Source organism: Mesorhizobium sp. WSM4832 (genome assembly GCF_055811115.1).
Genome location: NZ_JBVVQH010000002.1, coordinates 211,646 through 237,471 on the forward strand (window position 1 = coordinate 211,646; position 25,826 = coordinate 237,471).

Genomic DNA, 25,826 nt, shown 5'->3' on the forward strand with positions numbered 1-25,826 from the left:
CGGCTTGACCGGCGGTTGGTGCTTTTCGCTGGTTTATGACAATGATCTGTGGTTGTAGCGCTTGGCCGTCCTGCGGAAGTGCCGGGTTTGCATGTGTTTGAAGGAGTGTGCGAAAAAATGGCGAATGAAAACTGGCCCGTTTACGGCGAAATCACCGGTCCTGTCGTGATGATCGGCTTCGGGTCGATCGGGCGGGGAACGCTGCCGTTGATCGAGCGCCATTTCAAGTTCGACAAGTCGCGCATGGCGGTCATCGACCCGCGCGACACCGACCGCAAGCTGCTCGACGAGCGCGGCATCACCTTCGTCCAGGACGCAGTGACGAAGGAGAATTACAAGAAGCTGCTGACGCCGCTTCTGACCAATGGCGGCGGCCAGGGCTTTTGCGTCAACCTGTCGGTCGACACCGGTTCGGTGGACCTGATGAAATTGTGTCGCAAGCTCGGCGTGCTCTACATCGACACCGTCGTCGAGCCGTGGCTCGGCTTCTATTTCGACGCCGAGGCCGACAATGCCAGCCGCACCAACTACGCGCTGCGCGAAGCGATGATCAAGGAAAAGCACGACAAGCCGGGCGGCGCGACGGCGGTCTCCACCTGCGGCGCCAATCCCGGCATGGTCTCGTGGTTCGTCAAAAAGGCACTGGTCAACCTCGCAACCGATCTTGGTCTCGAGTTTTCGGAGCCCGCGCAGGAAGACCGCGAGGCCTGGGCCAAGCTGATGAAGAAGGCCGGCGTCAAGGGCATTCATATCGCCGAGCGCGACACCCAGCGCACCAAGAAGCCGAAGCCGATGGACGTGTTCTGGAACACCTGGTCGGTCGAGGGCTTCATCTCGGAAGGCTTGCAGCCGGCCGAGCTCGGCTGGGGCACGCACGAAAACTGGATGCCGAAGAACGGCAAGAAGCACAAGCACGGCTCCAAGGCGGCGATCTATCTGGAACAGCCCGGCGCCAACACGCGCGTGCGCAGCTGGTGCCCGACGCCGGGCCCGCAATACGGCCTGCTGGTGACGCATAACGAGGCGATCTCGATCGCCGACTTCTTCACCGTTCGCTCGAAGAAGGACAAGGTTCAATACCGCCCGACCTGCCACTATGCCTATCACCCCTGCAACGACGCCTTGTTGTCGCTGGACGAGATGTTCGGCGCTGCCGGCAAGCCGCAGCCGGTTCACCACGTGCTCGACGAGCACGAGCTGGTCGACGGCGTCGACGAGCTTGGCGTGCTGCTCTACGGTCACGACAAGAACGCCTATTGGTATGGCTCGCAGCTCTCGCTGGCCGAGGCGCGCAAGCTCGCCCCGTACCAGAACGCCACCGGCCTGCAAGTCACCTCCGCGGTGCTCGCGGGCATGGTCTGGGCGCTGGAGAACCCGACGGCCGGCATCGTCGAAACCGACGAGATGGACTACCGCCGCTGCCTCGAAGTGCAGTTGCCTTATCTCGGGCCGGTCAGGGGCTACTACACCGACTGGACGCCGCTGGACAATCGTCCGGGCCTCTTCCCGGAGGACCTGGACAAGGACGACCCGTGGCAGTTCCGCAACATTCTGGTCCGATAGCGGTTCGGCCGGCACGTCTCTGCGCCTTGCAATCGCCCGGAAATCGGGCGATTGAGTATCGGCGGACTGAGGAGAGGATTTTCAAAATGACCATTGCGCGCAAACTGCTTTCGGCAGGCGCCGCGGCAAGCCTTCTGGCTGCGGCCGCCTGCACCACCACCGGCCCTTCCGAGCCGATCGCGGCGGCGCCCAAGGGCGTCGAGGGCAACTGGATCGACGCCAAGGGCACCGGCCTGTCGACCTTCGCGGCCGGCAGCTTCAACACTGTCGCGACCGATACCGGCCAGAAACTGTCGGAAGGCAGCTACACCATGACCGGACCGACCTCGGTCGAGATCCACGGCACCTCGCTGATCCGCCAGACGCCGGTCAGCTTCAACTGCCTGATGGTCTCCACCAGCCAGCTCAACTGCACCAGCGCCAGCGGCCAGAATTTCGTGCTGACGCGCCGGGCTTAAGGCCTCGCGAACATCCAGAGACAGGGACGGCGGCGCCAGCCGCCGTCCTTTTTTATGCCGGCAAACATCTCCCTGATTTGTGCTTGCATCGACCGGAACCCGATGTGAACATGACGCGAGGCTGACTGTTATTTTCCAGTCAAGCAAGGGGATTAAGCACCTTGGAAGTCAGTTCATCCGGGAGACGAAGATGAAGAAGATTGCCGCCATTTTAGCCCTGTCCGCCTCGACGCTTGGCCTGTCGGTGGGCATATCTTTTGCCGACTACACGCTGAACATCCTGCACTTCAACGATTGGCACAGCCGCATCGAAGGCAACAACAAATACGAGTCGACCTGTTCCGCCGATGAGGAGACCAAGGGCGAATGCATCGGCGGCGCCGGCCGCCTGATCACCGCGATCGCCCAGGAGCGCAAGAAGCTCGAAGGACAGAACGTGCTGCTGCTCAATGCAGGCGACAGCTTCCAGGGATCGCTGTTCTACACCACCTACAAGGGCGCGGTGGAAGAGGAATTCCTCAACCAGATCAAGCCCGACGCGGTGACGCTCGGCAACCACGAATTCGACGACGGCGAGACCGCGCTGGTGCCTTACCTCGACAAGGCCAAATTCCCGATCGTCAGCGCCAATGTCTTGCCCAACGACAAGTCCGGCGCGGCGGGCAAGATCAAGCCGTCGATCATGGTCGAGGTCGGCGGCCAGAAGATCGGCATCATCGGCGCCGTCACCAACGACACGCCGGAACTCGCCTCGCCCGGCCCGAACATCGCCATCGCGGACGATGTCAAGTCGATCACGGCGGAGGTTGAAAAACTCAAGGCGCAAGGGGTCAACAAGATCATCGCCGTCACCCATATCGGCTACCGGCGCGAGCGCGACGTCATCGCCAAGATCCCGGGCATCGACGTGGTGGTCGGCGGCCACAGTCACACGCTTCTGTCCAACACCGATCCGAAAGCCGAGGGACCGTATCCGACGATGGTCGACAATCCGGACGGCTCCAAGGTACCGGTGGTGCAGGCGGCGTCCTATTCGAAATATCTCGGCGAGTTCAAGGTGGTGTTCGACGATAGCGGCGTCGTCAAGGAAGCGAGCGGCGACCCGATCTATCTCGACAAGTCTATCGTGCCCGATCCGGCCGTTCTTGCCCGCATCAAGGAGCTCGGCGCGCCGATCGAGGCGTTGAAGAACAAGGAGGTGGCCGAGACCACCAAGCCGATCGACGGCAGCCGCGAGAATTGCCGCGCGCGTGAGTGCGAGATGGGCAATCTCGTCTCCGACGCCATCCTCGACCGCGTCAAGGGCCAGGGCGTCGAGATCGTCGTCTCCAACGGCGGCGGCCTGCGCGCTTCGATCGACCAGGGCACGGTGACCATGGGCGAGGTGCTGACCGTGCTGCCGTTCCAGAACACGCTGGCGACCTTCAAGATCTCGGGCAAGGACCTGGTCGCGGGGCTCGAAAGCGGCCTCAGCCAGATCGAGGACGGCGCAGGCCGCTTCCCGCAGGTTGCCGGCCTGAAATATTCCTTCGACAGATCGGCCGCGCCCAATGCCGGCCGCGTCAAATCGGTCGAGGTGATGGAGAACGGCGCCTGGACACCGATCAACCCGGACAAGCAATATCTGGTCGCCACCAACAACTATGTCCGCCAGGGTGGCGACGGCTACAAGGTCTTCGCCGACAAGGCCACCGATGCCTATGACTACGGTCCGGGCCTCGAACAGGTGGTAGCGGACTATCTCGGCGCGCATCGGCCCTACACGCCGAAGCTCGACGGCCGCATCACCGAGGTTGCGGCAACGACGGCGGCGGCGGAACCCGCCAAGCCTGCGGAACCGGCGCCTGCGGCGACGGCGCCCGCACCGGCAGCAGAACCGGCAAAGCCGGCCGAGACCGCGCCCGCGACGCCGGCAGCGGAACCGGCCGAGACCAACCATACCGTCGCCGCTGGCGACACCTACTGGGACCTGGCCAAGAAGGCCTATGGCGACGCCACCAAGTGGAAGCTGATCTCCGAGGCCAACAAGGACTACAGGCCGCGCCGCCTGCCGCTCGGCGCGACGCTGACCATTCCGCCGGCCGCGAAGTAAGCCTTTCCATGAAATTCACGGCTCCCGCCCTGGAAACAGGGCGGGTGTCCTGTTTTTAGCTGGGCCAGCTTTCAGTTGGGCCAGTTTTCAGCTCGGAAGGTGCGGCCAGACGCAGCATTGTAAACCGGCGCGGCATCGTTAGTTTCGCGGCCCGAGCAATTCCAGGCAAAGCGCGGCGGCGGTTTTCTGTCCGGAATTGCGCTAAACAGGCATTGCTACGACCCAGTGGTCGGTGAAAGCTGAGCCGCTCCTGTTGCGCCCGGAGACAGTCGATGACGCTTGCCAACCCTGCCGATGCGAAAGCCGCCGAGACCGCCGGTCCGGCGCAGGCTGCCGCCGCGCCGGTCAAGCCCGGCAAGGTCGGCATCATGCTTGTCAATCTCGGCACGCCCGACGGCACAGACTTCAAGCCGATGTGGCGGTACCTGCGCGAATTCCTCTCCGACCCGCGCGTCATCGAGCTCAACAAGGCGATCTGGTATCCGATCCTTTACGGGCTGGTTCTGACCACCCGGCCGAAGAAATCCGGCGCCAACTACGCCCGGATCTGGAACCGGGAGAAGAACGAGTCGCCGCTGCGCAGTTTCACCCGCGCCCAGGCCGAGAAACTGGCCCCAGCGCTGGCCGACCTGCCCGATGTGGTGGTCGATTGGGCGATGCGCTACGGCAGTCCCTCGACAGCAAGCGTCGCTCAAAAGCTGGTCGAGCAGGGCTGCGAGCGCATCCTCACCTTTCCGCTCTATCCGCAATATTCGGCGACGACGACGGCGACGGCCAACGATCAGTTGTTCCGCGCGCTGATGACGATCAGGCATGCGCCGGCGATCCGCAGCGTGCCGCCCTATTATGACGAACCGGTCTATATCGAGGCGCTTGCCCGTTCGATCGAGAAGCATCTGGCGACGCTCGATTTCGTGCCGGAGGTGGTGATCACCTCCTACCACGGCATCCCCAAGCCCTATTCCGACAAGGGCGACCCCTACCGGGCGCATTGCCTGGAGACGACGCGGCTGCTGCGCGCAAGGCTCGGCTGGGACGAGAAGAAACTCATCACCACCTTCCAGTCGCGTTTTGGCGCGCAGGAATGGCTGCAGCCCTATACCGACGTGACCGTCGAGAAACTGGCCAAGGACGGCGTGAAATCGATCGCCATCGTCAATCCGGGCTTTTCCGTCGACTGCATCGAGACGCTGGACGAGATCGGGCGTGAAGCGGCCGAAACCTTCCATCACGCCGGCGGCAAGAACTTTGCCCACATCCCCTGTCTCAACGACAGCGCCGAGGGCATGGCGGTCATTGAAGCGCTGGTGCGGCGCGAGCTTTCCGGCTGGGTGTGACCGGTTTCACCGACTGGCTCGAAACCGGTGCGCAAAACCCGCCGCTAACCAATATTAGCGATCACCTGATTGTAACGTTGCGGAAACACACTTAAGTGATTCTGTGAGGTCGCCGCCTTTTGAGGGGAGAAACGAAATGGGTTTCAGCGGTTTCGATATTGCCATCATTGTTCTTGTTGCACTTGTCGTATTGGTGCTTTTCAAGGGCATCCGGACAATCCCGCAAGGCTACAACTACACGGTTGAGCGTTTCGGCCGTTATACCAAGACATTGAGCCCAGGCCTCAATCTCATCGTCCCGTTCGTCGACCGCATCGGCGCCAAGATGAACATGATGGAGCAGGTGCTCGACGTCCCGAGCCAGGAAATCATCACCCGCGACAATGCCATTGTCGGTGTCGACGGCATCGCCTTCTTCCAGATCCTCAACGCGGCGCAGGCCGCCTACCAGGTCGCCGGCCTGCAGAACGCGATCCTCAACCTGACGATGACCAACATCCGCACGGTCATGGGTTCGATGGACCTCGACGAGCTTCTGTCGAACCGCGACGCCATCAACGAGCGCCTGCTGCGCGTGGTCGACGAGGCCGCGCACCCATGGGGCATCAAGATCACCCGCGTCGAGATCAAGGACATCAATCCGCCGGCCAACCTCATCGAGTCGATGGGACGGCAGATGACGGCCGAACGCAACAAGCGTGCGCAGATCCTCGCCGCCGAAGGTCTCAAGCAGTCGCAGATCCTGGAGGCCGAGGGTCGCAAGGAAGCCGCGTTCCGCGATGCCGAGGCTCGCGAACGCTCGGCTGAAGCTGAAGCCCGCGCCACACAAGTCGTGTCCGAAGCCATTTCCAAAGGCGACGTCCAGGCTCTCAACTACTTCGTCGCCCAGAAATACACGGAAGCGCTGACTAAGATCGGCTCGGCCGCCAACAGCAAGGTCGTGCTGATGCCGCTTGAGGCTTCTTCGTTGATCGGCACGCTTGGCGGCATTGGCGAGATTGCCAAGGAAGTGTTCAGGAGCGAAGGCAGCAACGGCGCGCAACGGCAGGCCGCCCGCCCGCCCGTGGTTCGCCCGAGCGAGAGCTGAGGTCATAGGAGGCTGCTCCCATGCTTGACCGCATTGTGTTCGAACTCGGCCCGTGGAACTGGATGGTTCTCGGCTTCGTGCTGCTGGTGATGGAAGTTATCGCTCCCGGCATTTTCATGCTGTGGATCGGCATCGCGGCGCTGCTCATCGGCGCGATCTCGCTGCTGATCTGGGATGCGAGCTTCTGGACCTGGCAAGTTCAGGTGCTCGCCTTCCTCGCGCTTTCACTGGTTTCGGCCTATGTCGGCAAGAAGCTCGTTGGCGGCCGCCACGATCCGACCGATCAGCCGCTGCTGAACCGCCGTGGTGCGCAGATGGTCGGCAAGATGGCCACGCTTGCCGAGCCGATCAAGGACGGCCGCGGCCGCATCAAGCTCGGTGATACGCTGTGGCGTGTCTCGGGCCCGGATCTGCCGGCCGGCACGCAGGTGCGCGTGACAGGGGCCGCCGACACCGATCTGGATCTGACCGTCGAGGCGGTTTGAACCGAGGCGACGTCAGGATGGCGCAATTCCTGACGGAAAGCCGTGCCACACTTTTCCTGGAATTGCTCTAAGCCGCGCCGATCCGCAGCAGATCGTGCAGATGCACAAGCCCGACCGGCCGTCCGCCCTCGACCACCATCAGGCTGGTGATGGCGGAAGCGTTGATCGTCTGCAGCGCCGTCGCCACCAGCGTGTCAGGGGCCGCCGTCTTCGGCTTCTTCGTCATCACCTGATCGACGCTCATCGACAGAAGATCGCTGCCGATATGCCGGCGGATGTCGCCATCTGTGATGATACCGACAAGTGCGCCGTCAGCACCGGTGATCGCCACACAGCCAAAGCCTTTGCGCGAAAGCTCGGCAATCGCTTCGCGCATGCCGGTGCCCGACGGCACCAGGGGCAACCGTTCGCCGACATGCATGATCTCTCGCAACTGCGTCAGATTGGCGCCGAGCTGGCCGCCCGGATGGAAGGTGCGGAAATGGTCCGGCGTGAAGCCGCGCGCCTCGAGCAGCGCGATCGCCAGCGCATCGCCCATGACCAATTGCAGCAGCGCCGATGTCGTCGGTGCCAGCCCATGCGGACAGGCCTCAGGCACGGCCGGCAGCAGCAGCACCACGTCGGCGGCGCGCGCAAGCGCCGAGCTCTCGCCCGACGTGATGGCGATCAGCGGGATGGAGAAGCGCCTGGAATAGGCGACGATACCCATCAGTTCCTTGCTCTCGCCCGACCAGGACATGGCAATGATGGCGTCATCCCGGGCGATCATGCCGAGATCGCCGTGATTGGCCTCTGCAGGATGGACGAAGAAAGCCGGCGTTCCGGTCGAGGCAAGCGTCGCTGCGATCTTGCCACCGATATGGCCGCTCTTGCCGACGCCGGTGACGATGACACGCCCCTCGATCCGCGAAATCAGATCGATGGCTGCCGCGAATGGCTCGGCCAGTCCGTTCGCGAGCGCGGCGGCCAGCGCCGCCACACCGGCATGCTCCGTCGCCACCGTTCTCAGCGCCGATTCGATCGCAGCCTGCCTGTCCGGCTGCTTTCTTTCTGGGGACCCCGCATGCATGGCGCAAGCGATTAGCGCTTTGCCGCGCCCCTGTCCAACGGAATTGCCGCGGTCTGCCGATCCGGACGTCTCCAGGGCGGCTCTCTCAACCCTCCGTTAACCATCCGCATTTACGGTTCGGTAAGTATGGCGCAACCGCGCCGCGCAAGCAGTGGTGACGATGTCCGGGGGCCAGCCTGAAACGAAAATCGGTCGAAGGGGCATTGCCATTGCGGCACTGCTGCTGACGGCAAGCGCTCTCGCTTTGCTGCGCCCGGTTCCGGCATTTTCGCAGGAAACCGAGCTGCGCGGCGAGGTTTCCGAATCGGCCATACTTGCCGACCAGCAGCGCAAGGCCAGGCAGTTGAGGGCGCAAGGATCGCAGGATCAGAACACGCCCGTCGCCGCGGCCCTCCAGGACACAACGACGACTTATCAGCCGGCAAGCCCCGGTGCTGTTCCCGATGACGACCAGGCCGCGGGAGCAACGGACAGCATCTTCGACCAGCAGCCGCAGGCAACCGACGACTCATCTGCCGGCACGACGGCGCCGGTAAAACCGCGCCGGCCTTCGACGGCGAAGCAGCGCACCGAAAACGCCAAGACAAAGGCCGACACCAAGGCGGCCGACAAGAAAAAGGCCAAGAAAACAACCGGCGAGCCGACGGACAGCACGACCACCGCTGCCACCGCCAGCACGAGCAGCCAGGCCGACACCGCCGCCGATGGGGAGGATGCCAACCGTCGTGCGGTCACCATCGACAGCGTCGACAGGCAGAAGCTGGATCCCGGCGCGGAGCGCACGGCATCCATCGAGGGCCAGAAGATCAAGCCCGAGGACGACCCCTTCGCCGCCCCCGGTGTCAAGATCGGCACCTTTCTATTCCGGCCGACGCTCGAGCAGGGTTTCACCGCGACGTCCAACGCCGATTCCAGCAGCACCGGAAAATCCGCGGTTCTGTCCGAGACGGCGCTGCGGTTCACGGCGACCTCCGATTGGCGCGAGAATTCGGCTTTGATCACCGGCTACGGCCTGTTCCGCAACACCGTCTCCGGCCAGAAGATCGACGACGCGCAGGGCCGCATCGAAGGCCAACTCAATGTCGACCTCGACAACGAGCTGCGCGCCATCGCCAAGCTCGGCTATGAGGCGGCACCGGAATCGGCCTCCTCGCCGGACGCGATCGCCGGCGTCACCCAACAGCCGCTGCGTCAGACCGTTGACGGCAGCCTCGGCATCGAAAAGAGCGTCGGTAAGATGCGCTATGCGCTGACCGGCGCGGTCTCGCACGACTTCTACGGCGACGCCGAACTTTCGGACGGGACCAGCATATCGCAAAAGGATCGCGACTCCACGCTCTACACGGCAACCTTGCGCACCGGCTACGAGATTTCGCCGGCGCTGACACCCTTCACGGAGGTCGAGGCTGGGCGACGCATCTACGACCTGCGCGTCGACACCGACGGCTTCGAACGGTCGTCGACCAGGCTTGGCGCGCGCGCCGGGCTCGAGCTCGACATGGGCGAGAAGCTGTCTGGTGAATTTTCCGTCGGCTGGCTGCGTGAAGCGATCGACGACGACCGCCTTGCGGCTGTGGCGGGTCCGAGCATCGACGCCGACCTGAAATGGTCGCCCGAGCGCGGCACGATCATCGGGCTCACCGGAAAAACCAACGTCGAGACCACCACGACGGCCGGCGAGAGCGGCGATATCCTCTACTCCGGCCGTCTGACCGGCGAGCGCCAGATCCGCGCCAATCTGACGGCGAATTCGGCACTTGGCCTCGATTGGCGCGACTATACCGGCTCCGACGGCCACGACCTGATCCTGAGCGCCGAGGCCGGGCTGACATGGTGGCTGAACCGCTATGCCGGAATTACCACCCGCGTCAGGACCGAGAAGCTGACCAGCAACCTGCCCGGACGCGACTACACCGCCAACAGCGTGTATCTCGGCCTAAAGGTTCAGCGCTGAAGGCGCTGACAGGTAAGCCTATACCGAGATTCAGGTCAGGCCGAGCCGAGAGGCTAGAACGCAGCCCCGCGCCGTTCCGCCGGCTGCACTTCATCCAGCAGCGTGCGGATGACGTCGGCCATGCTGCCATTCATATCGCTGCGCCAGAGCGCGAAGGCGACATTGGCCTCGACGAAACCCTCCGGCGAGCCGCAGTCGAAGGTGCGCCCCTTATAGTGATAGCCGTAGAAAGGCTGCTTTTTCTCCAGCTTCAGCATCGCGTCGGTCAGTTGGATCTCGTTGCCGGCGCCACGCTCCTGGCTTTCCAGGATGCCGAATATCTCCGGCTGCAGGATATAGCGGCCATTGATGAAGAGGTTGGAGGGCGCGGTGCCCTGCTTCGGCTTCTCGACCATCCCGGTGATGCGGAAGCCGTGATGGGTGTCCTCGCCGCGGCCGACGATACCGTATTTGTGGGCCTCGGCCGGATCGCATTCCTGCACGGCGATGATGTTGTTTCCGGTCTCGGCATAGAGCTCGACCATGTCCTTCATGCAGCTCTTTTCCGACTGCATGATCATGTCGGGCAAAAGCAGCGCGAAGGGTTCGTCGCCAACCAGCTCGCGGGCGCACCAGACGGCGTGGCCGAGGCCCAGCGGCACCTGCTGGCGCGTGAAGCTCGTCTGTCCCGGCGCCGGCTGCAGCCGCTGCAGGCGGGCAAGCTGGTCGTCCTTGCCGCGCTGTGCAAGCGTGTCATAGAGTTCGAACTGGACGTCGAAATGGTCCTCGATGACCGCTTTGTTGCGCCCCGTGACGAAGATGAAATGCTCGATGCCGGCCTCGCGCGCCTCGTCGACCACATATTGGATGACCGGCCGGTCGACGACGGTCAGCATTTCCTTCGGGATGGCCTTGGTGGCCGGAAGGAACCGCGTGCCGAGCCCGGCGACCGGGAAAACTGCCTTGCGAACACGCTTCATGCTGACACCCCTGCGTTTCAATCAATTATCCGCTCGGCGGCGCGCTCCGCAATCCCCCTGACACTTTCACGGCGGAATCATTTTAACGCCGGAATGTTGGACTACCGAACCGCCAGGTCGACTGTGAGAACTAAAAGCCCCGACACCTCTTTTCGTTCCCGGCGGCACCTATGGTAAACTAAATGCTAACCCGGTTCGGCGTTGAATGATCCTTCCTGATTTGACGAAGGAGGAAATGATGTCCGTTCGCAGCACCGCAAGGCGCCTGACGGCACTGGTGATGGCCGCCGGCCTCACGCTGGCCTTGCTGATGTCCGCCGGACCCGCTTTCGCCGATGCCGGGTTCCGCCAGTGGGTCTCGGCTTTCCGCGCCACCGCGGTCGCGGGCGGCGTTTCGGGCGCTGTCTACGATCAGTCCATGAGAGGCATCGAGCCCGACCCGGTCGTGCTGGAAAAGGCCCGCACCCAGCCGGAATTCACCGCGCCCGCCTGGGACTATTTCGACAACCGGGTGCATGACCAGTCGGTGGCCAACGGCCAGGCGATGGCGAAGAAGTGGAAGCCGTGGCTCGATCGCATCGAGGCGCGGTTCGGTGTCGACCGCAACATCCTTCTGGCCATCTGGTCGATGGAATCGAACTATGGCGAGACGCTCAAGCGCGACGATATCATGCGCAACGTCGTCCGTTCGCTGGCGACGCTTGCCTATGGCGATCCGAGGCGATCGAAATATGCCCGCACCCAGCTGATCTCGGCGTTGAAGATCCTGCAGACCGGCGACATCGACGAAAGCCATCTGATGGGTTCCTGGGCCGGCGCGATGGGACAGACGCAGTTCATCCCGACCAGCTATCAGCGCTATGCGGTCGACATGGACGGCAACGGCAAGCGCGACATCTGGAATTCGATCCCCGATGCGCTGGCGACCTCCGCCAATCTGCTCAAGAAGAACGGCTGGCAGGCCGGCAAGACCTGGGGCTACGAGGTCACCATACCGGCAGGCAAATTGCCTGGCGGGGCCAAGACGATCGCCCAATGGCAGGCGCTCGGCGTCGCCAGGGCCAGCGGCAAGCCGTTCAAGAACCTGACCGACAAGGCGACGCTGAAGGTGCCGGACGGCCGCGGCGGCCCCGCCTTCCTGATGATCAGCAATTTCTCCGTCATCAAGGCCTACAACAATGCCGACAAATACGCTTTGGCCGTCGGCCTCCTGGCCGACGAGATCTCCGGCGGCACCGGGCTGGTGCAGGACTGGCAACGGCCTTTCACCAAGCTCAGCTTCGAGGAACGGCAGGAGCTGCAGAAGCGGCTTTCCGAGCACGGCTATTATGACGGCAAGTTCGACGGCAAGATCGGCGATGGCTCGAAAGCCGCCATCATGGCCTATCAGGCAAAGGTCGGCTTGAGCCAGGATGGCTATCCGAGCATGGAAGTGCTCAAATGGCTCCGCAAGCAGTAGAGCCGTCCAGAGCAATTCCAGGAAAAGCGCGTAGCGGTTTTCCGTTCGGAATTGCGCAAAATAAGATCCTTGGGGCGGGCTGGCGATTCTGTGAAACGCTGAACCGCTCTAAGGCGCCAAGCATCCTTTCAAATACGGCAAGGATGCTGTAGCGCTTCGGCTTGCGCATGACTTTCCCATGTCTGCCTGGTCATGCGCCGGGGATGGAGAGGTGATTGGTTACGGTTGCGCGTATCAGGCAAAGCATTCGCCGGGCGCCGATCCTGATTCTCGCCCTTGCCGTGCTTGTTGTCACCGCCGCCGGCGCCTTCCACGCCCCTGCGTTCGCGCAGGAGGAGAGCCACGGCTGGTCGCTGCGTGACCTCCTTTTCCCGCGCCGGAGCGAACGCGTCGAGCCACCCATCGAAATTCAGAAAGCAAGGCCGAAACCGAAGAAGAAATCCAAGCCGCGCCCGCCGGCCGAGCCGGAAACACCGATCGTCGAGAAGACAAACGACGCCCGTGTCGTGCTGGTGGTCGGCGATTTCCTGGCGGGTGGGCTGGCCGAAGGCCTGGATACCGCTTTTGCCGACAACCCCGCCGTCAGGATCGTGGCCCGCGCCAACGGTTCGTCCGGCTTCGTCCGCGACGATTTCTATAACTGGCCGGCCGAGATAAAATCGCTGATCGAGACCGAGAAGCCGGCGGCCGTGATCGTCATGCTGGGCTCCAACGACCGCCAGCAGATGAAGGTCGGCGACGTGCGCGAGCAGCCGCGCTCGGAGAGCTGGACCAAGGAATATGAGCGCCGCACCGATGCGTTCGGCAAGGCGATACAGGACGCCAAGGTGCCGTTCCTGTGGGTCGGCATGCCGGCTTTCCGGGTAACGAAGATGAACTCGGACATGCTTGCCTTCAACGACATCTATCACTCGGCCGCCGAAAAGCATGGCGGCGAATTCGTCGATGTCTGGGACGGCTTCGTCGACGAGAACGGCGCTTTCGTCACCTCCGGCCCGGACATCAACGGCCAGCCGGTTCGCTTGCGTTCCGACGACGGCATCAACGTCACCAAGGCCGGCAAGCGCAAGCTCGCCTTCTATACGGAAAAGCCGCTGGCCAAGATCCTCGGCCTTGCGCCGCCGGGAAGCATCACGACCGTGTCGGCGCCGACCGGCGCTCCGGTCGAGGCGCCGGCGCCGGCAGCGGCGCCCGTCATCGTCGACCGCACCGCGCCGATGCTGCTTGGCGACCCGGCGCTCGATGGCGGCTCGGAATTGCTCGGCGCCGCGCCGCCGGCCAAGGCTGATCCGAACCTGCCTGGTGAAAAGCTGATCAAGGAGGGCAAGGCGCCCGCCGCCTCGCCCGGCCGCGCCGACGATTTTTCCTGGCCGCCGAAACCGGCCACCGCGGCCGCCGCCGGGCCGGACACGACGACGGCGATCACTCCTTAGAGCAATTCGAAAGAGTGTCGGCGAACCCATCCGCAATTGCGTAAACCAAGGAACGCCTCGCGCGATGGCGAAAGGCTGGGGTCTAAAGCATGTCTCCCGAAAGTGCGCAGCGGTTCTGGGACAACGACATGCATCAAAACAAAGACTTTAAAGCGCGTCGCATGAATCCGCTTCAGCGCGACGCGCTTTAGAACCGGCCGATGGACGGCATCGCCGATACCGCTGTGCGCCGCCGCCAATCTCGCGTAGACAGTCCTGCCCCGACCCGGCCCCTGCGCGTGAGAACCCCATGCGAATACTGTTGCAAACCCTCTTCCTCGGCCTTGCCGCTGCCGGCAGCCTGTCGCCCGCGCGGGCAGCAGCCGGCGATTGCGGCGATGCCGCCGCCCTGGTGCAGCAGGCCTATCCCCAGGCCGCAAAGGCCGCCGACGGCGCCTCGTTCACGCTCGAACCCCACACGAGCATCGCCCTGACGTCCGCATATCGCGATCCGCCGGGCCTGGTCTGCAAGGTCTGGCCCGCCCATGACGACCTGCTGTTGGTCGCGGTGCCGCTGATGGACAGTTCCCAACCCACCGATTACGCGCATGCCGGCGATATCGAGCTTTTGATCGTCGACAGGAAGAGCCTGCAGGTGCGCCGGCGCTTGCTCCAGCCTGGGCTGATGAACGATGATGCCATCGCCATCCGCAAGGTCGAACTCGATACCGGCCGCTATGCGCTGGCGCCCGATGTCAGCGCCTTCGGCCTGCGCATCGAAATGGCGAACAATTCGCTGCCTAACCCCTTCAGTGAAACCGACCTGCGGCTCTATGCCGTCGACGGCGATTCCCTGCGGATGGTGCTCGATGGCCTGGTCGTGGCCGGCCATGGCGGCGAGGGCGATGCCAGTTGCGCCGGATCCTTCCATACCAGTCGGGTCAGCCTGGCGGTGAGCCCGGCCAAACATCACGGCTACCACGACATCACGGTGGCCGAGCGGATGGATACCGACAATCCGTTGCCCGACGACGATGGCGAGTGCCAGTCCCATCCTGGCAAGCCGCTGAAGCGGACCTATCGGCTGCGCTATGACGGCAGCCGCTATGCGTATCCGGCGTCGCTCAAGGCCCTGGAGCCGCCGTGAGACGGCCTCTCAGGTCACTCAGACATCGTGTGCACGCCAGCGTCATTTGCCCGGGATGACGGGCCTGGGAGCGCGCGAGCGTAAAACGATAAGGGTTACCGTGCGCGGCGTTGCAAGCATTCCGCGCATAAGTTGCAAAATTGGCGAAAAATGACTAAAGGTCGGCTCTTCTCCCACGATGGCGGACTGCTCACAGCGTGCTTGGCCGGACCCCGGTCGCCCGAATGAAGGTGAATACGCCTTGCCCTTGAACGACAACGCTTCGACAATGGCGGCATCGCCATCGATTTGAATACTCAATCGTCGAGCCAGTAATAGCGAAAACATCCGAATTTTTGCGTGCCAGGCGCGAGCTTGGCAGCAACGGCTATGCCGGAAGGATTCTCCGATGACGTGGGCGATACGGGCACGATGACGTAGCCCTGATTGGCGAATTGCAGTTTCATCTCGCCGAGATGGCGCTTGAAGCCGCCTTCTATTTGACTCCGAGGATATCGCATGCCGTTAAGGCAGGCACGGATCAGAATATCTGAATATAATTGGGCGCTGGCAATTCTCACAGCCTCTTCGGAAATCAACTTCTCTCGGACATTCGCGTTATCGCACAGGACAGGCCCCGCCGACAAAGCCAACACCAGCATCGTAGCCAAGACAAACGACCTTCTCATGGATGCCTCCTGATCAGGATCGGGTAACGCTAAGCCTCACTTGTCGACATTGCATCGGACACATCGAGGCCGCGATCCGATCCGTTCCGGTCCATTTTCGTGTCGATTCAACTTCGTCAATTCGCGACGCTTTCGGCAAATTCCCGCGTTAATACCGCGGCTGCGGCCGCAATGGCTCGCTTCACATCCTGTTCGGTAGTGCGCCAGTTGACCACGCTGACCCGCATAGCGCGCCGCCCGCGCCAAGTTGTTCCGGAAAAGAAAGCCTCCCCTGTGGAATTGATCCTTTGAATCGTTGCATCGGTGAAGGCATCGTTCTGTTCGGATGATGCGCCCGGACGGCTGAACCGAAGCAGGCCCTGATTGAGCATCGGCCGGGCCAGAATCTCGGCTCCGGGCAGTTCGCCGATCCCTTCGACTATGTCGGCGCAGTGAGCGCAGCAGCGGTCAACCAGTGCCTCAACGCCGCTTCGGCCAAGTTCCTTGAGCGCGGCGTACACAGGGATGCCCCTCGCGCGGCGAGAATATTCTGGATTCCAGTCGACTTGATCGCGCACGTCGGTGGCGGGTGCGACGTAGGACGCGCTTGAAGCCATCGCCGCGCGATGTGACACGGAGTCCCTGACGATCACAATACCACAGTCGAACGGGACGTTCAGCCATTTGTGCCCGTCGGTGGCCCAGCTATCAGCTAGCTCCACTCCGTCGAGCACGTGGCGATGTCTGCGGCTCGCCCGCGCGAACAGACCGAAGGCGCCATCGACGTGAACCCACGCTCCTGCAGACTGCGCCACCGGAATCAGTTCCTCGAATGAATCGCACGCGCCGATGTTAAGATCAGCGGCATTCAGCACGAGCAGCGCAGGACCGTCGTTGGCGGAGAGTGCCTTCGCAAGTGCATCGGGAAAAACCCGGCCGAATTCGTTAGTTGCGAGCAGTTCGATAGCTTTTCGGCCGATGCCGAGAAGGCGCGCTGCACGCTCTACGGTGACGTGCCCTTGGTCGCTCGTGAGGACCTTGATGGGCGGCGCTCCGAATAGCCCGCTTTCTTCGACATTCCAGCCGATGCGCTTCAGTAGCGCGAACCTGGCCGCCGCCAGCGCCGTCGCATGCGCCATCTGACAGCCGCTCGTGAAGGCAAAGGACGCCTCGCGCGGCAGGCCGAGCAGATCCTTGATCCATTCGCCTGCTGTGTCTTCGATCACAGCAGGCGCAGGGCCGGCGGAATAGAGTGCTGCGTTCTGATCCCAAGTGGCGACAAGCCAGTCGGCTGCGAGGGCGGATTCCAGTGCGCCGCCGATCACCCAAGCAAAAAAACGTCCGCCCGCGCTGCCATGCATCCCGGCGTTGGCTCCCGCAGTCAGCGACTTAATGACTTCTTCCGGGCTGCTGCTCTGGTATGGCAGGGGACCCGAAAAGGATCGCCTAAGCTCCTGCAGCGTAGCCGTCGCCGCCACGGATCGGCATCCCAAGCCGTCGATCCATTCACGTGCTGCCTGGTAAGCGAGGTCTAGAGCCGTGCCCATCATGTATCCTTGTCTTGTTGCGCGCGGTTGCCGCAACGTTCACGCCACTTCTCGGAGACTGTTGCGTCGGGAGGAAACGGACCATTCCCTCGTGCAGCCAGCTTGCCGGATATTTATTGATTGCACGAACGAAAAGGCTTTAGGTTGGACATCAGCAAGGTTGGCGAATGGGGCACTTGCCGCTTATGACCAGGCACGCAAGCTCACTGCTGGATACCGGCATCCTGCTGGGACTGGACAGCTCTCTTCTACGAACACTGCTTGCCGTAGTGGATGCAGGCAGCTTTGTTGGCGGTTCGCGGATAGTCCACCGGACGGCATCCGCCGTCAGTATGCAGATGAAAAGGCTGGAAAGGCAGGTCGGACGTCCAATATTTGCGCCTTATGGCCGTTCGGTAACATTGACGCCCGAAGGCGAAGCTCTGCTCACATATGCTCGGCGCATTCTCGACATCGCCGAGGAGGCGGTAACACGCTTCAATTGCATCTCCCCCGAAAGCTTAGTGCGGCTGGGCATTCCGGATCTTTACGCTTCAGTGTTTCTTCCCTCTATTCTCGCTAGCTTTGCAGCGAGGTATCCATCCATCGAAATTGACGTGACTTCCCGCGTGAGCACTGCACTATTCCATTTATTGGACGACGGCGAACTTGACATTGCTCTCATCACGTCAGGCACCCTGAATAGGGTAAGTTCGCCTGAAGCGCGGGTCTTTCGTGATCAACTCATTTGGGCCGGGCTTCCAAACGGAAACGCTCACCGTCAGCGCCCGCTGCCTATTTCCGTCCCCCCACTTAGCTGCCCATGGCGGAAAGCAGCCGTCGATGCGCTGGATGCCGCCGGCATTTCTTACCGCGTCTCGTGCACCAGTGAAAACTTCGCCGGTCAGCTTGCACCTGTCCAGGCCGGCCTGGCGGTCGCGCCATTACCTCGTGTGACTCTGCCAACCGATTTTGCGTCATTCGGAGCCGACCACGGGCTTCCGCCAATCGGTTTTTGTGAACTGGACTTGAGATACGCCCCTGGCAGGCGCAACCAAGTGGTTTCAGCCGCCGCCGACCATATCCGGGTATACTTCGAAGCTACGACGTTCGGGGACCGGGCGATGTCTGGTAAGGTGAGTCCCGCTTGGCAGCGCTGATGAGCTTCGGTCAGACTGGCCCAGAACCTGCCATCGCAGCCATTCGCTCCGAGAAATTTCAGGTGCTCTGACACCGCTGGTTGTCTTCTGAGGGCCGTCCGAGGCGTGGTGCAAACTTATGTGCGACGGTCGCCCGGAATCGACGGGTTGTGTGTCGACAGTTGCAATCCGGATGGCGAATGCCTGAGAATCATCAACAATTTCAAGTGCAATGAGTCTAGGCTAATCTGGCACCGAACAACCGCGCCAGATGGAACAATGGCATTATCCACTGACGGCAATATCCCACGGCTGCGGTCAGGATTGGGGGCGAAATGTCAGCGACGGGCTACGCGTTGACCGGGTTCATAGCTTGGGCGCTTTGCTTGCTCATCTGGATGGAGGTCGTGCGGACCTATCTCGTTGTGACGGGCCGGGTGCCAGCAAATGGTTTCAGCCCCGACAACGCCGGCCTGTCGCCCTTTATGCAGCGACTGGCGCGGGCTCATGCGAATTGCATCGAGGGCCTGCCCATATTCGGAGGTCTCATGGCGCTGGCGATCATGACCTCTCGCGTTTCGATCACCGATCCTGTTGCGTACTGGTTCCTCGCGGCTCGTGTCACGCAGTCGATCATTCATTTGACGTCGACAAGCCCAACGGCGGTCAAGGTCCGATTTTCGGCGTTTGCGGTCCAGATGGCCGTCGGCGCCTACTGGGCGGCAGCGCTACTGGTGAGCTAGCCCGAGCATTTTTTCGCCCGAGCGGAAGCACTTGACGTTCATAGAACGCGTCCGACCTCAGCGCGGCAGTACCGTCGATCCCATCAGCGCCTCGTCGATCGAGCGCGCCGCCTGGCGGCCCTCGCGGATCGCCCACACCACCAGCGACTGGCCGCGGCGCACGTCGCCTGCCGCATAGAGCTTGTCGACGCTGGTTTTGTAGTCGCGGTCGTTGGCCTCGACATTATTCGAGCGGCGGCTGTCGGTGACGACCTTGATCTCGCCGTCGAGCTCCTTCATCAGGCTGTCGCTCGCCGGTCCGGCAAAGCCGATGGCGATGAAGGCGAGGTCGGCGCGGATCACGAATTCGCTGCCGGCGATCGGCTTGCGCTTGTCGTCCACCTCGCAGCAGCGGACGCCGGTCAGCTGACCGTCCTCGCCGATGAATTCGAGCGTCGCCACCTGGAATTCGCGCTCGGCGCCCTCGGCCTGCGAGGAGGACGTGCGCATCTTCGTCGCCCAATACGGCCATACCGACAGCTTGTCTTCCTTTTCCGGCGGCTGCGGGCGGATGTCGAGCTGGGTCACGCGTACCGCGCCCTGGCGGAAAGCGGTGCCGATGCAGTCGGACGCGGTGTCGCCGCCGCCGACCACGACGACATGCTGGCCGCCGGCGATGATCGGGTGCGAAGGCCACGCCACCGACTGGATCGGCTCGCCGCCGACACGGCGGTTCTGCTGCACCAGATAGGGCATGGCGTCATAAACGCCGCTGAGATCGCTGCCCGGAATGCCGGCCGGACGCGGCGTTTCGGAGCCGCCGCAATAGAGCACGGCGTCATATTCTTCGAGAAGTTCGGCGACCGGCTTGTCGACACCGACATTGACGCCGCAATGGAAGGTGACGCCCTCGCCCTGCATCTGCTCGATGCGCCGGTCGATGTAGTGCTTCTCGATCTTGAAGTCCGGAATGCCGTAGCGCATCAACCCGCCGGGGCGGCTCTCGCGCTCATAGACATGCACGTCGTGGCCGGCGCGGCCGAGCTGCTGCGCCGCCGCCATGCCGGACGGGCCGGAACCGATGACGGCAACCCGCTTGCCGGTCTTCTTTTCCGGCGGATAGGGCCGGATATGGCCGGTCTCGTAGGCCTTGTCGGCGATCGCCTGCTCGACCGTCTTGATGGCGACCGGAATGTCCTCGAGGTTCAGCGTGCAGGCTTCCTCGCAAGGCGCGGGGCAGATGCGGCCGGTGAACTCCGGGAAATTGTTGGTCGAATGCAGGTTGCGGATCGCGTTGTCCCAATCGCCATTGTAGACGAGATCGTTCCAATCCGGGATCTGGTTGTGGATCGGACAGCCGGTCGGCCCGTGGCAGAACGGAATGCCGCAATCCATGCAGCGCGCGGCCTGTTTCTCGACCTCCTTGTCCGACATCGGCAGCGTGAATTCTCGGAAATGCCGGATGCGGTCCGAGGCAGGCTGGTACTTGTGCACCTGCCGGTCGATCTCGAGAAAGCCTGTTACCTTGCCCATAGTCCAGTTCCTGCTGTCCGAAGGCACGCTTTTGTCGGCGCACCCGTTAACCCCATAAGGCTGTCATGGCAACCGCAGTCCGGGGTCAGGATTGTTGGTGAGGATGGCGGCCGGAAAGTCATCTTCCCGGCCATGCCCGAAGCCTATTCCGCCGCCACGCTCATGCGCATGCGTTCCATCTCGATCAGCGCGCGGCGGTATTCGACCGGCATGATCTTGCGGAATTTCGGCCGGAAGTTCTGCCAGTCGTCGAGGATTTCGCGGCCGCGCACCGAACCGGTGAAATGCACGTGGTTCGAGATCAGCTGATAGAGACGTTCCTCGTCATGGCTGGTCATGTCGCCCGACACGTCGACGCGGCCCTTGTGGTCGAGGTCGCCGCCGTGATGGAGCAGCCTCTCCATCAGGTCGTCCTCTTCCGGAACCGGCTCCAGCTCGACCATCGCCATGTTGCAGCGCTCGGCGAAATCGCCCTTCTCGTCCAGCACATAGGCGACGCCGCCCGACATGCCGGCCGCGAAGTTGCGCCCGGTCTTGCCCAGAACCACGACGATGCCGCCGGTCATGTATTCGCAGCCATGGTCGCCGACGCCTTCGACGACGGCCGCCACGCCCGAATTGCGCACGGCGAAACGCTCGCCGGCGACACCGGCAAAGTAAGCCTCACCCTCGGTGGCGCCATAAAGCACCGTGTTGCCGACGATGATCGAGTCAGCCGCCACGATCTTGGCCTCGTCCGGCGGGCGGATGACTATGCGGCCGCCCGACAGGCCCTTGCCGACATAATCATTGCCGGCGCCGACGAGCTCGAAGGAGACGCCGCGGGCCAGGAAGGCGCCGAAGGATTGGCCGGCGGTGCCGGTCAGCTTCACCTGGATCGTGTCTTCGCGCAGGCCTTTGTGCCTGAAACGCTTGGCCACTTCGCCCGACAGCATGGCGCCCGTCGACCGGTCGACATTGCGGATGTCCACCTCGATCTTGACCGGCTGCTTGGCATCCAGCGCCGGCTTCGCCAATTCGATCAGCTTGCGGTCGAGCACGTCGTCGATCGGATGCTTCTGCCGCTCGGTCCAGTGCAGCGCCTCATGCGGCGCGTCCGGCTTGAAGAACATCTTCGAGAAGTCGAGCCCGCGCGCCTTCCAATGCTGGATGACGTCGCGCTTTTCCAGGAGATCGGTGTCGCCGATGATCTGGTCGAGATGCGTGAAGCCCATTTCGGCAAGCAGCGCCCGCACCTCTTCCGCCACGTAGAAGAAGAAGTTGATGACATGCTCGGGCGCGCCCTTGAAGCGCTTGCGCAGCACCGGATCCTGCGTCGCCACGCCCACCGGGCAGGTGTTGAGGTGGCACTTGCGCATCATGATGCAGCCGGCCGCGATCAGCGGCGCGGTCGAGAAGCCGAACTCGTCGGCGCCGAGCAACGCGCCGATGATGACGTCGCGCCCGGTGCGCAATCCCCCGTCGACCTGCAGCGCCACTCTGCTGCGCAGGCCGTTGAGCACCAGCGTCTGGTGCGTTTCGGCCAGGCCCATTTCCCAGGGGCTGCCGGCATGCTTGAGCGAGGTCAGCGGCGACGCGCCGGTGCCGCCATCATAGCCGGAGATGGTGATGTGGTCGGCGCGCGCCTTGGCGACGCCCGCCGCGACCGTGCCGACGCCGACCTCCGACACCAGCTTGACCGAGACATCGGCCGCCGGATTGACGTTCTTCAGATCGTAGATCAGCTGCGCCAGATCCTCGATCGAATAGATGTCGTGATGCGGCGGCGGCGAGATCAGGCCGACGCCGGGCGTCGAATGCCTGACCTTGGCGATGGTGGCGTCGACCTTGTGGCCAGGCAGCTGACCGCCCTCGCCGGGCTTGGCGCCTTGGGCTACCTTGATCTGCATGACATCGGAATTGACCAGATACTCCGCCGTAACACCGAACCGCCCCGAGGCGACCTGCTTGATCGCCGAACGTTCCGGGTTCTTGCCGCCGCCGGGCAGCGGCAGATAACGGTCGGCCTCTTCGCCGCCCTCGCCGGTGTTCGACTTGCCGCCGATGGTGTTCATGGCGCGCGCCAGCGTCGTGTGCGCTTCCCGCGAGATCGAGCCGAACGACATTGCCCCGGTCGAGAAACGCTTGACGATCTCGGCCGCCGGCATGACGTCCTCGATCGCCACCTTCTTGCGCCCGGTCTGTTCCGCCAGCCTGATCTTGAACAGGCCGCGGATGGTCTGGGCGCGTGCGGTCGCGCTGTCGATTTGCGCCGAATAGTCCTTGAACGTATCCCATGAGCCCTGCCGCACGGCGTGCTGCAAGGTGGCGACAGCGTCGGGCGACCACATATGCGCCTCGCCGCGCATGCGGTACATGTATTCGCCGCCGACTTCGAGGCTGTTGCGCAGCACCGGATCGCTGCCGAAGGCATCGCTGTGGCGGCTGAGCGTCTCGGTGGCGATCTCGTCCAGGCCGACGCCTTCGATCAGCGTCGCCGTGCCGGTGAAATACCTCTCGACGAAATCCGACTTCAGCCCGATGGCGTCGAATATCTGCGCGCCGCAATAGGACTGGTAGGTCGAGATGCCCATCTTGGACATCACCTTGAGGATGCCCTTGCCGATCGACTTGATGTAGCGCGAGACGACCTCGTGCTCGTCGACCTCTTCCGGCAGCTCGCCGCGCTTGTGCATGTCGAGCAGCGTGTCGAAAGCGAGATAGGGGTTGATCGCTTCCGCGCCGTAGCCGGCCAGGCAACAGAAATGATGCACCTCGCGCGGCTCGCCGGATTCGACGACCAGCCCGACCGACGTGCGCAGGCCCTTGCGGATCAGGTGGTGGTGCACCGCCGCTGTCGCCAGCAGCGAAGGAATGGCGATGCGGTCCGGACCGACCTGGCGGTCGGACAGGATGATGATGTTGTAGCCGCCGGCGACCGCCGCTTCCGCCCGCTCGCAGAGCCGGTCGATGGCGCCCTGCATGCCGGCAGCGCCTTCGTTCGAGCCGTAGGTGATGTCGATCGTCTTGGTGTCGAAGCGATCCTCGGTGTGGCCGATCGAGCGGATCTTCTCGAGATCGCCATTGGTGAGGATCGGCTGGCGCACTTCGAGCCGCTTGCGGCGCGATGTGCCGACGAGATCGAAGATGTTCGGCCGCGGTCCGATGAAGGACACCAGGCTCATCACCAGCTCCTCGCGGATCGGATCAATCGGCGGATTGGTGACCTGGGCGAAGTTCTGCTTGAAATAGGTGTAGAGCAGCTTCGACCTGTCCGACATCGCCGAGATCGGCGTGTCGGTGCCCATCGAGCCGACAGCTTCCTGCCCGGTGGTCGCCATCGGCGCCATCAGGAGCTTGGTGTCCTCCTGCGTGTAGCCGAAGGACTGCTGGCGATCGAGCAGGCTGACATCCTTGCGCAGCGCGCGCGGCTCGACCGGCTTCAAATCCTCGAGGATGAGCTGCGTGTTGGCCAGCCAGGTCTTGTAAGGGTGTCTGGTCGCGATCTCCGACTTGAGCTCCTCGTCGGAGACGATGCGGCCCTTCGCGAGATCGATAAGCAGCATGCGGCCGGGCTGCAGCCGCCACTTCTGCACGATCTTCTCCTCCGGCACCGGTAGCACGCCGGCCTCCGACGCCATGATGACGCGGTCGTCATCGGTGACGATGTAGCGCGCCGGGCGCAGGCCGTTGCGGTCGAGCGTGGCGCCGATCTGGCGGCCGTCGGTGAACACTACGGCTGCCGGACCGTCCCACGGCTCCATCAGGGCGGCATGGTATTCGTAGAAAGCCTTGCGGTCGGCGTCCATGAGCTTGTTGCCGGCCCAGGCTTCCGGGATCAGCATCATCATGGCATGGCTGAGCGAATAACCGCCCTGGAACAGGAACTCGAGCGCATTGTCGAAGCACGCCGTGTCCGACTGTCCTTCATAGGAGATCGGCCACAGCTTCGAGATGTTGTTGCCGAACAGCTCGGAATCGACCGAGGCCTGGCGCGCCGCCATCCAGTTGTTGTTGCCGCGCACCGTGTTGATCTCGCCATTATGCGCGACCATGCGGTAGGGGTGCGCCAGCTTCCACGATGGGAAGGTGTTGGTCGAGAAGCGCTGGTGGACCAGGATCAGCGCCGTTTCGAAGCGCGGATCCTTGAGGTCCTTGTAATAGGCGCCGACCTGGTAGGCCAGGAACATGCCCTTATAGACGATGGTGCGCGCCGACAGCGACACACAGTAGGAACCGATGTCCTTGTTGTCGTTCTCGGCATAGATGCGGCCCGAGATCACCTTGCGCAGCAGATAGAGCCTGGCCTCATATTCCTCGTCGTCGGGAATGTCGGCCGTGCGGCCGATGAACACCTGCCGGTGGAACGGCTCGGACGCCACGATCTCGGGCGCCTTCGACAGCGACGAATTGTCGACCGGCACGTCGCGGAAGCCGATGAGCGGCAGTCCTTCCGACTGCGCCGATTCGGCGATGATCTCCTCGATGTGGGCGCGAAGCGCCGCGTCCTGCGGCATGAACCAATGGCCGACGCCGTACTGGCCGGCCGGCGGCAGCTCGACGCCCTGCGCCGCCATCTCCTCGCGGAAGAACCCGTCCGGGATCTGCACCAGCAAGCCGGCACCGTCGCCGACCAGCGGATCGGCGCCGACGGCGCCGCGATGGGTGAGGTTCTCCAGCATCATCAGACCGTCCTCGACGATCTGGTGCGACTTCACGCCCTTCATGTTGGCGATGAAGCCGACGCCGCAGGCATCATGCTCGTTGCGCGGATCGTAAAGGCCTTGCGCGGTCATGCCGCTGGCAGTTCGGAGGTCTTTGGTCAGGACGGTATTTTTAACGGCTGGCGCTTTCGTCTGCGCGGCCTGGCCGTTCATCGCAGATGGCGTCAGTTCCGTCATCGTCCTATCCTCCGTTCTTCACCTTGACCTGAATTGTCTCAGGGCGCTGGTTTGCCTTGGGAAGCACAATGCTTCCCCTTCATCCTGCTGCACGTCTCGCGAAATCCATCGAACCATATGGCTATACGCCCGGTTCGCATCCGGTATCGTACAGGCCAGAGCCGGGCCGTCTACCCGCCGCTCGCGACAATGGCCGGAATGGCAGTGATGATACGCCAGTCCAGCCTGTTTTGTGCGACAAAATAAGACAGCACTACTGTCCTAAATTTTTTATGGCAGAAATCCGGCAGCCACACAAGACCGATTCACAAAAATCTTGGCAGCACTGCGACACAAAATTTCGTGACAAGCGCTGGA

The 25,826-nt window shown here is 63.0% G+C and carries 19 protein-coding genes; 12 read left to right on the plus strand and 7 right to left on the minus strand.

Annotated features, from left to right (window positions below; translation table 11 throughout):
- Positions 1-117 precede the first annotated feature (117 nt).
- The 6 genes from AC0L2L_RS04095 to AC0L2L_RS04120 all read left to right on the plus strand — a co-directional run bounded on the left by AC0L2L_RS04095 (position 118) and on the right by AC0L2L_RS04120 (position 7,022).
- Positions 118-1,563, plus strand: a complete 1,446-nt coding sequence (locus AC0L2L_RS04095; RefSeq protein WP_473576358.1) for a homospermidine synthase — start codon at positions 118-120, stop codon at positions 1,561-1,563.
- Between the two features lie 86 nt (positions 1,564-1,649).
- On the plus strand, positions 1,650-2,021 hold the full coding sequence (gene omp10 / locus AC0L2L_RS04100; protein WP_027165176.1) for an outer membrane lipoprotein Omp10: 372 nt from the start codon (positions 1,650-1,652) through the stop codon (positions 2,019-2,021).
- A 190-nt stretch (positions 2,022-2,211) separates the two neighbouring features.
- Positions 2,212-4,113, plus strand: coding sequence for a 5'-nucleotidase C-terminal domain-containing protein (locus AC0L2L_RS04105; protein ID WP_473576360.1), 1,902 nt, complete (start codon positions 2,212-2,214; stop codon positions 4,111-4,113).
- Positions 4,114-4,385: 272 nt separating this feature from the next.
- Positions 4,386-5,450, plus strand: a complete 1,065-nt coding sequence (hemH, locus tag AC0L2L_RS04110) for a ferrochelatase (protein WP_473576362.1) — start codon at positions 4,386-4,388, stop codon at positions 5,448-5,450.
- 136 nt (positions 5,451-5,586) lie between these two features.
- Positions 5,587-6,537, plus strand: coding sequence for an SPFH domain-containing protein (locus tag AC0L2L_RS04115; protein ID WP_473576364.1), 951 nt, complete (start codon positions 5,587-5,589; stop codon positions 6,535-6,537).
- Positions 6,538-6,557: 20 nt separating this feature from the next.
- Positions 6,558-7,022: an NfeD family protein gene (locus tag AC0L2L_RS04120; protein ID WP_027165180.1), complete on the plus strand. Its 465-nt coding sequence runs from the start codon at positions 6,558-6,560 to the stop codon at positions 7,020-7,022.
- A gap of 67 nt (positions 7,023-7,089) precedes the next feature.
- Here AC0L2L_RS04120 and AC0L2L_RS04125 read toward each other — a convergent pair whose 3' ends face one another.
- Entirely contained in the window at positions 7,090-8,091 is a 1,002-nt protein-coding gene (locus AC0L2L_RS04125; RefSeq protein ID WP_473576365.1) for a KpsF/GutQ family sugar-phosphate isomerase, read from the minus strand.
- A gap of 160 nt (positions 8,092-8,251) precedes the next feature.
- Here AC0L2L_RS04125 and AC0L2L_RS04130 point away from each other — a divergent pair, with 160 nt between their 5' ends.
- Positions 8,252-10,045, plus strand: a complete 1,794-nt coding sequence (locus tag AC0L2L_RS04130) for an outer membrane beta-barrel protein (protein WP_473576366.1) — start codon at positions 8,252-8,254, stop codon at positions 10,043-10,045.
- 53 nt (positions 10,046-10,098) lie between these two features.
- On the opposite strand, the gene galU is transcribed toward AC0L2L_RS04130, so the two are convergent.
- On the minus strand, positions 10,099-11,004 hold the full coding sequence (gene galU / locus AC0L2L_RS04135; RefSeq protein ID WP_473576368.1) for a UTP--glucose-1-phosphate uridylyltransferase GalU: 906 nt from the start codon (positions 11,002-11,004) through the stop codon (positions 10,099-10,101).
- 238 nt (positions 11,005-11,242) lie between these two features.
- Between galU and AC0L2L_RS04140 the strand changes: the two genes are divergently transcribed.
- The 3 genes from AC0L2L_RS04140 to AC0L2L_RS04150 all read left to right on the plus strand — a co-directional run bounded on the left by AC0L2L_RS04140 (position 11,243) and on the right by AC0L2L_RS04150 (position 15,022).
- A complete protein-coding gene (locus AC0L2L_RS04140; RefSeq protein ID WP_473576370.1) occupies positions 11,243-12,463 on the plus strand; it encodes a lytic murein transglycosylase in 1,221 nt (406 codons plus the stop codon).
- A 215-nt stretch (positions 12,464-12,678) separates the two neighbouring features.
- A complete protein-coding gene (locus AC0L2L_RS04145; RefSeq protein WP_473576372.1) occupies positions 12,679-13,896 on the plus strand; it encodes an SGNH/GDSL hydrolase family protein in 1,218 nt (405 codons plus the stop codon).
- Between the two features lie 289 nt (positions 13,897-14,185).
- Positions 14,186-15,022, plus strand: a complete 837-nt coding sequence (locus AC0L2L_RS04150; protein WP_473576373.1) for a PA3715 family protein — start codon at positions 14,186-14,188, stop codon at positions 15,020-15,022.
- Positions 15,023-15,064: 42 nt separating this feature from the next.
- On the opposite strand, the gene AC0L2L_RS04155 is transcribed toward AC0L2L_RS04150, so the two are convergent.
- From AC0L2L_RS04155 to AC0L2L_RS04165, 3 genes are all read right to left on the minus strand, one after another.
- A complete protein-coding gene (locus AC0L2L_RS04155; protein ID WP_473576375.1) occupies positions 15,065-15,322 on the minus strand; it encodes a hypothetical protein in 258 nt (85 codons plus the stop codon).
- Positions 15,319-15,690: a hypothetical protein gene (locus AC0L2L_RS04160; RefSeq protein ID WP_473576376.1), complete on the minus strand. Its 372-nt coding sequence runs from the start codon at positions 15,688-15,690 to the stop codon at positions 15,319-15,321. The genes AC0L2L_RS04155 and AC0L2L_RS04160 overlap by 4 nt, the downstream gene beginning before the upstream one ends.
- A 116-nt stretch (positions 15,691-15,806) precedes the next feature.
- Entirely contained in the window at positions 15,807-17,219 is a 1,413-nt protein-coding gene (locus AC0L2L_RS04165; protein ID WP_473576377.1) for a pyridoxal phosphate-dependent decarboxylase family protein, read from the minus strand.
- Between the two features lie 182 nt (positions 17,220-17,401).
- Here AC0L2L_RS04165 and AC0L2L_RS04170 point away from each other — a divergent pair, with 182 nt between their 5' ends.
- Both AC0L2L_RS04170 and AC0L2L_RS04175 read left to right on the plus strand, forming a co-directional pair.
- Positions 17,402-18,355 carry a LysR substrate-binding domain-containing protein gene (locus AC0L2L_RS04170; protein ID WP_473576379.1) on the plus strand — a complete coding sequence of 318 codons (954 nt, stop codon included), beginning with the start codon at positions 17,402-17,404 and terminating at the stop codon, positions 18,353-18,355.
- Positions 18,356-18,669: 314 nt separating this feature from the next.
- The gene (locus AC0L2L_RS04175; RefSeq protein ID WP_473576381.1) at positions 18,670-19,077 is read left to right on the plus strand and encodes an MAPEG family protein; all 408 of its coding nucleotides are present in this window, start codon (positions 18,670-18,672) and stop codon (positions 19,075-19,077) included.
- Positions 19,078-19,134: 57 nt separating this feature from the next.
- Here AC0L2L_RS04175 and AC0L2L_RS04180 read toward each other — a convergent pair whose 3' ends face one another.
- Together AC0L2L_RS04180 and gltB are read right to left on the minus strand one after the other, a co-directional pair.
- A complete protein-coding gene (locus AC0L2L_RS04180) occupies positions 19,135-20,589 on the minus strand; it encodes a glutamate synthase subunit beta (RefSeq protein WP_473576383.1) in 1,455 nt (484 codons plus the stop codon).
- Between the two features lie 143 nt (positions 20,590-20,732).
- Positions 20,733-25,469 carry a glutamate synthase large subunit gene (gene gltB, locus AC0L2L_RS04185; RefSeq protein WP_473576384.1) on the minus strand — a complete coding sequence of 1,579 codons (4,737 nt, stop codon included), beginning with the start codon at positions 25,467-25,469 and terminating at the stop codon, positions 20,733-20,735.
- Positions 25,470-25,826: the final 357 nt, after the last annotated feature.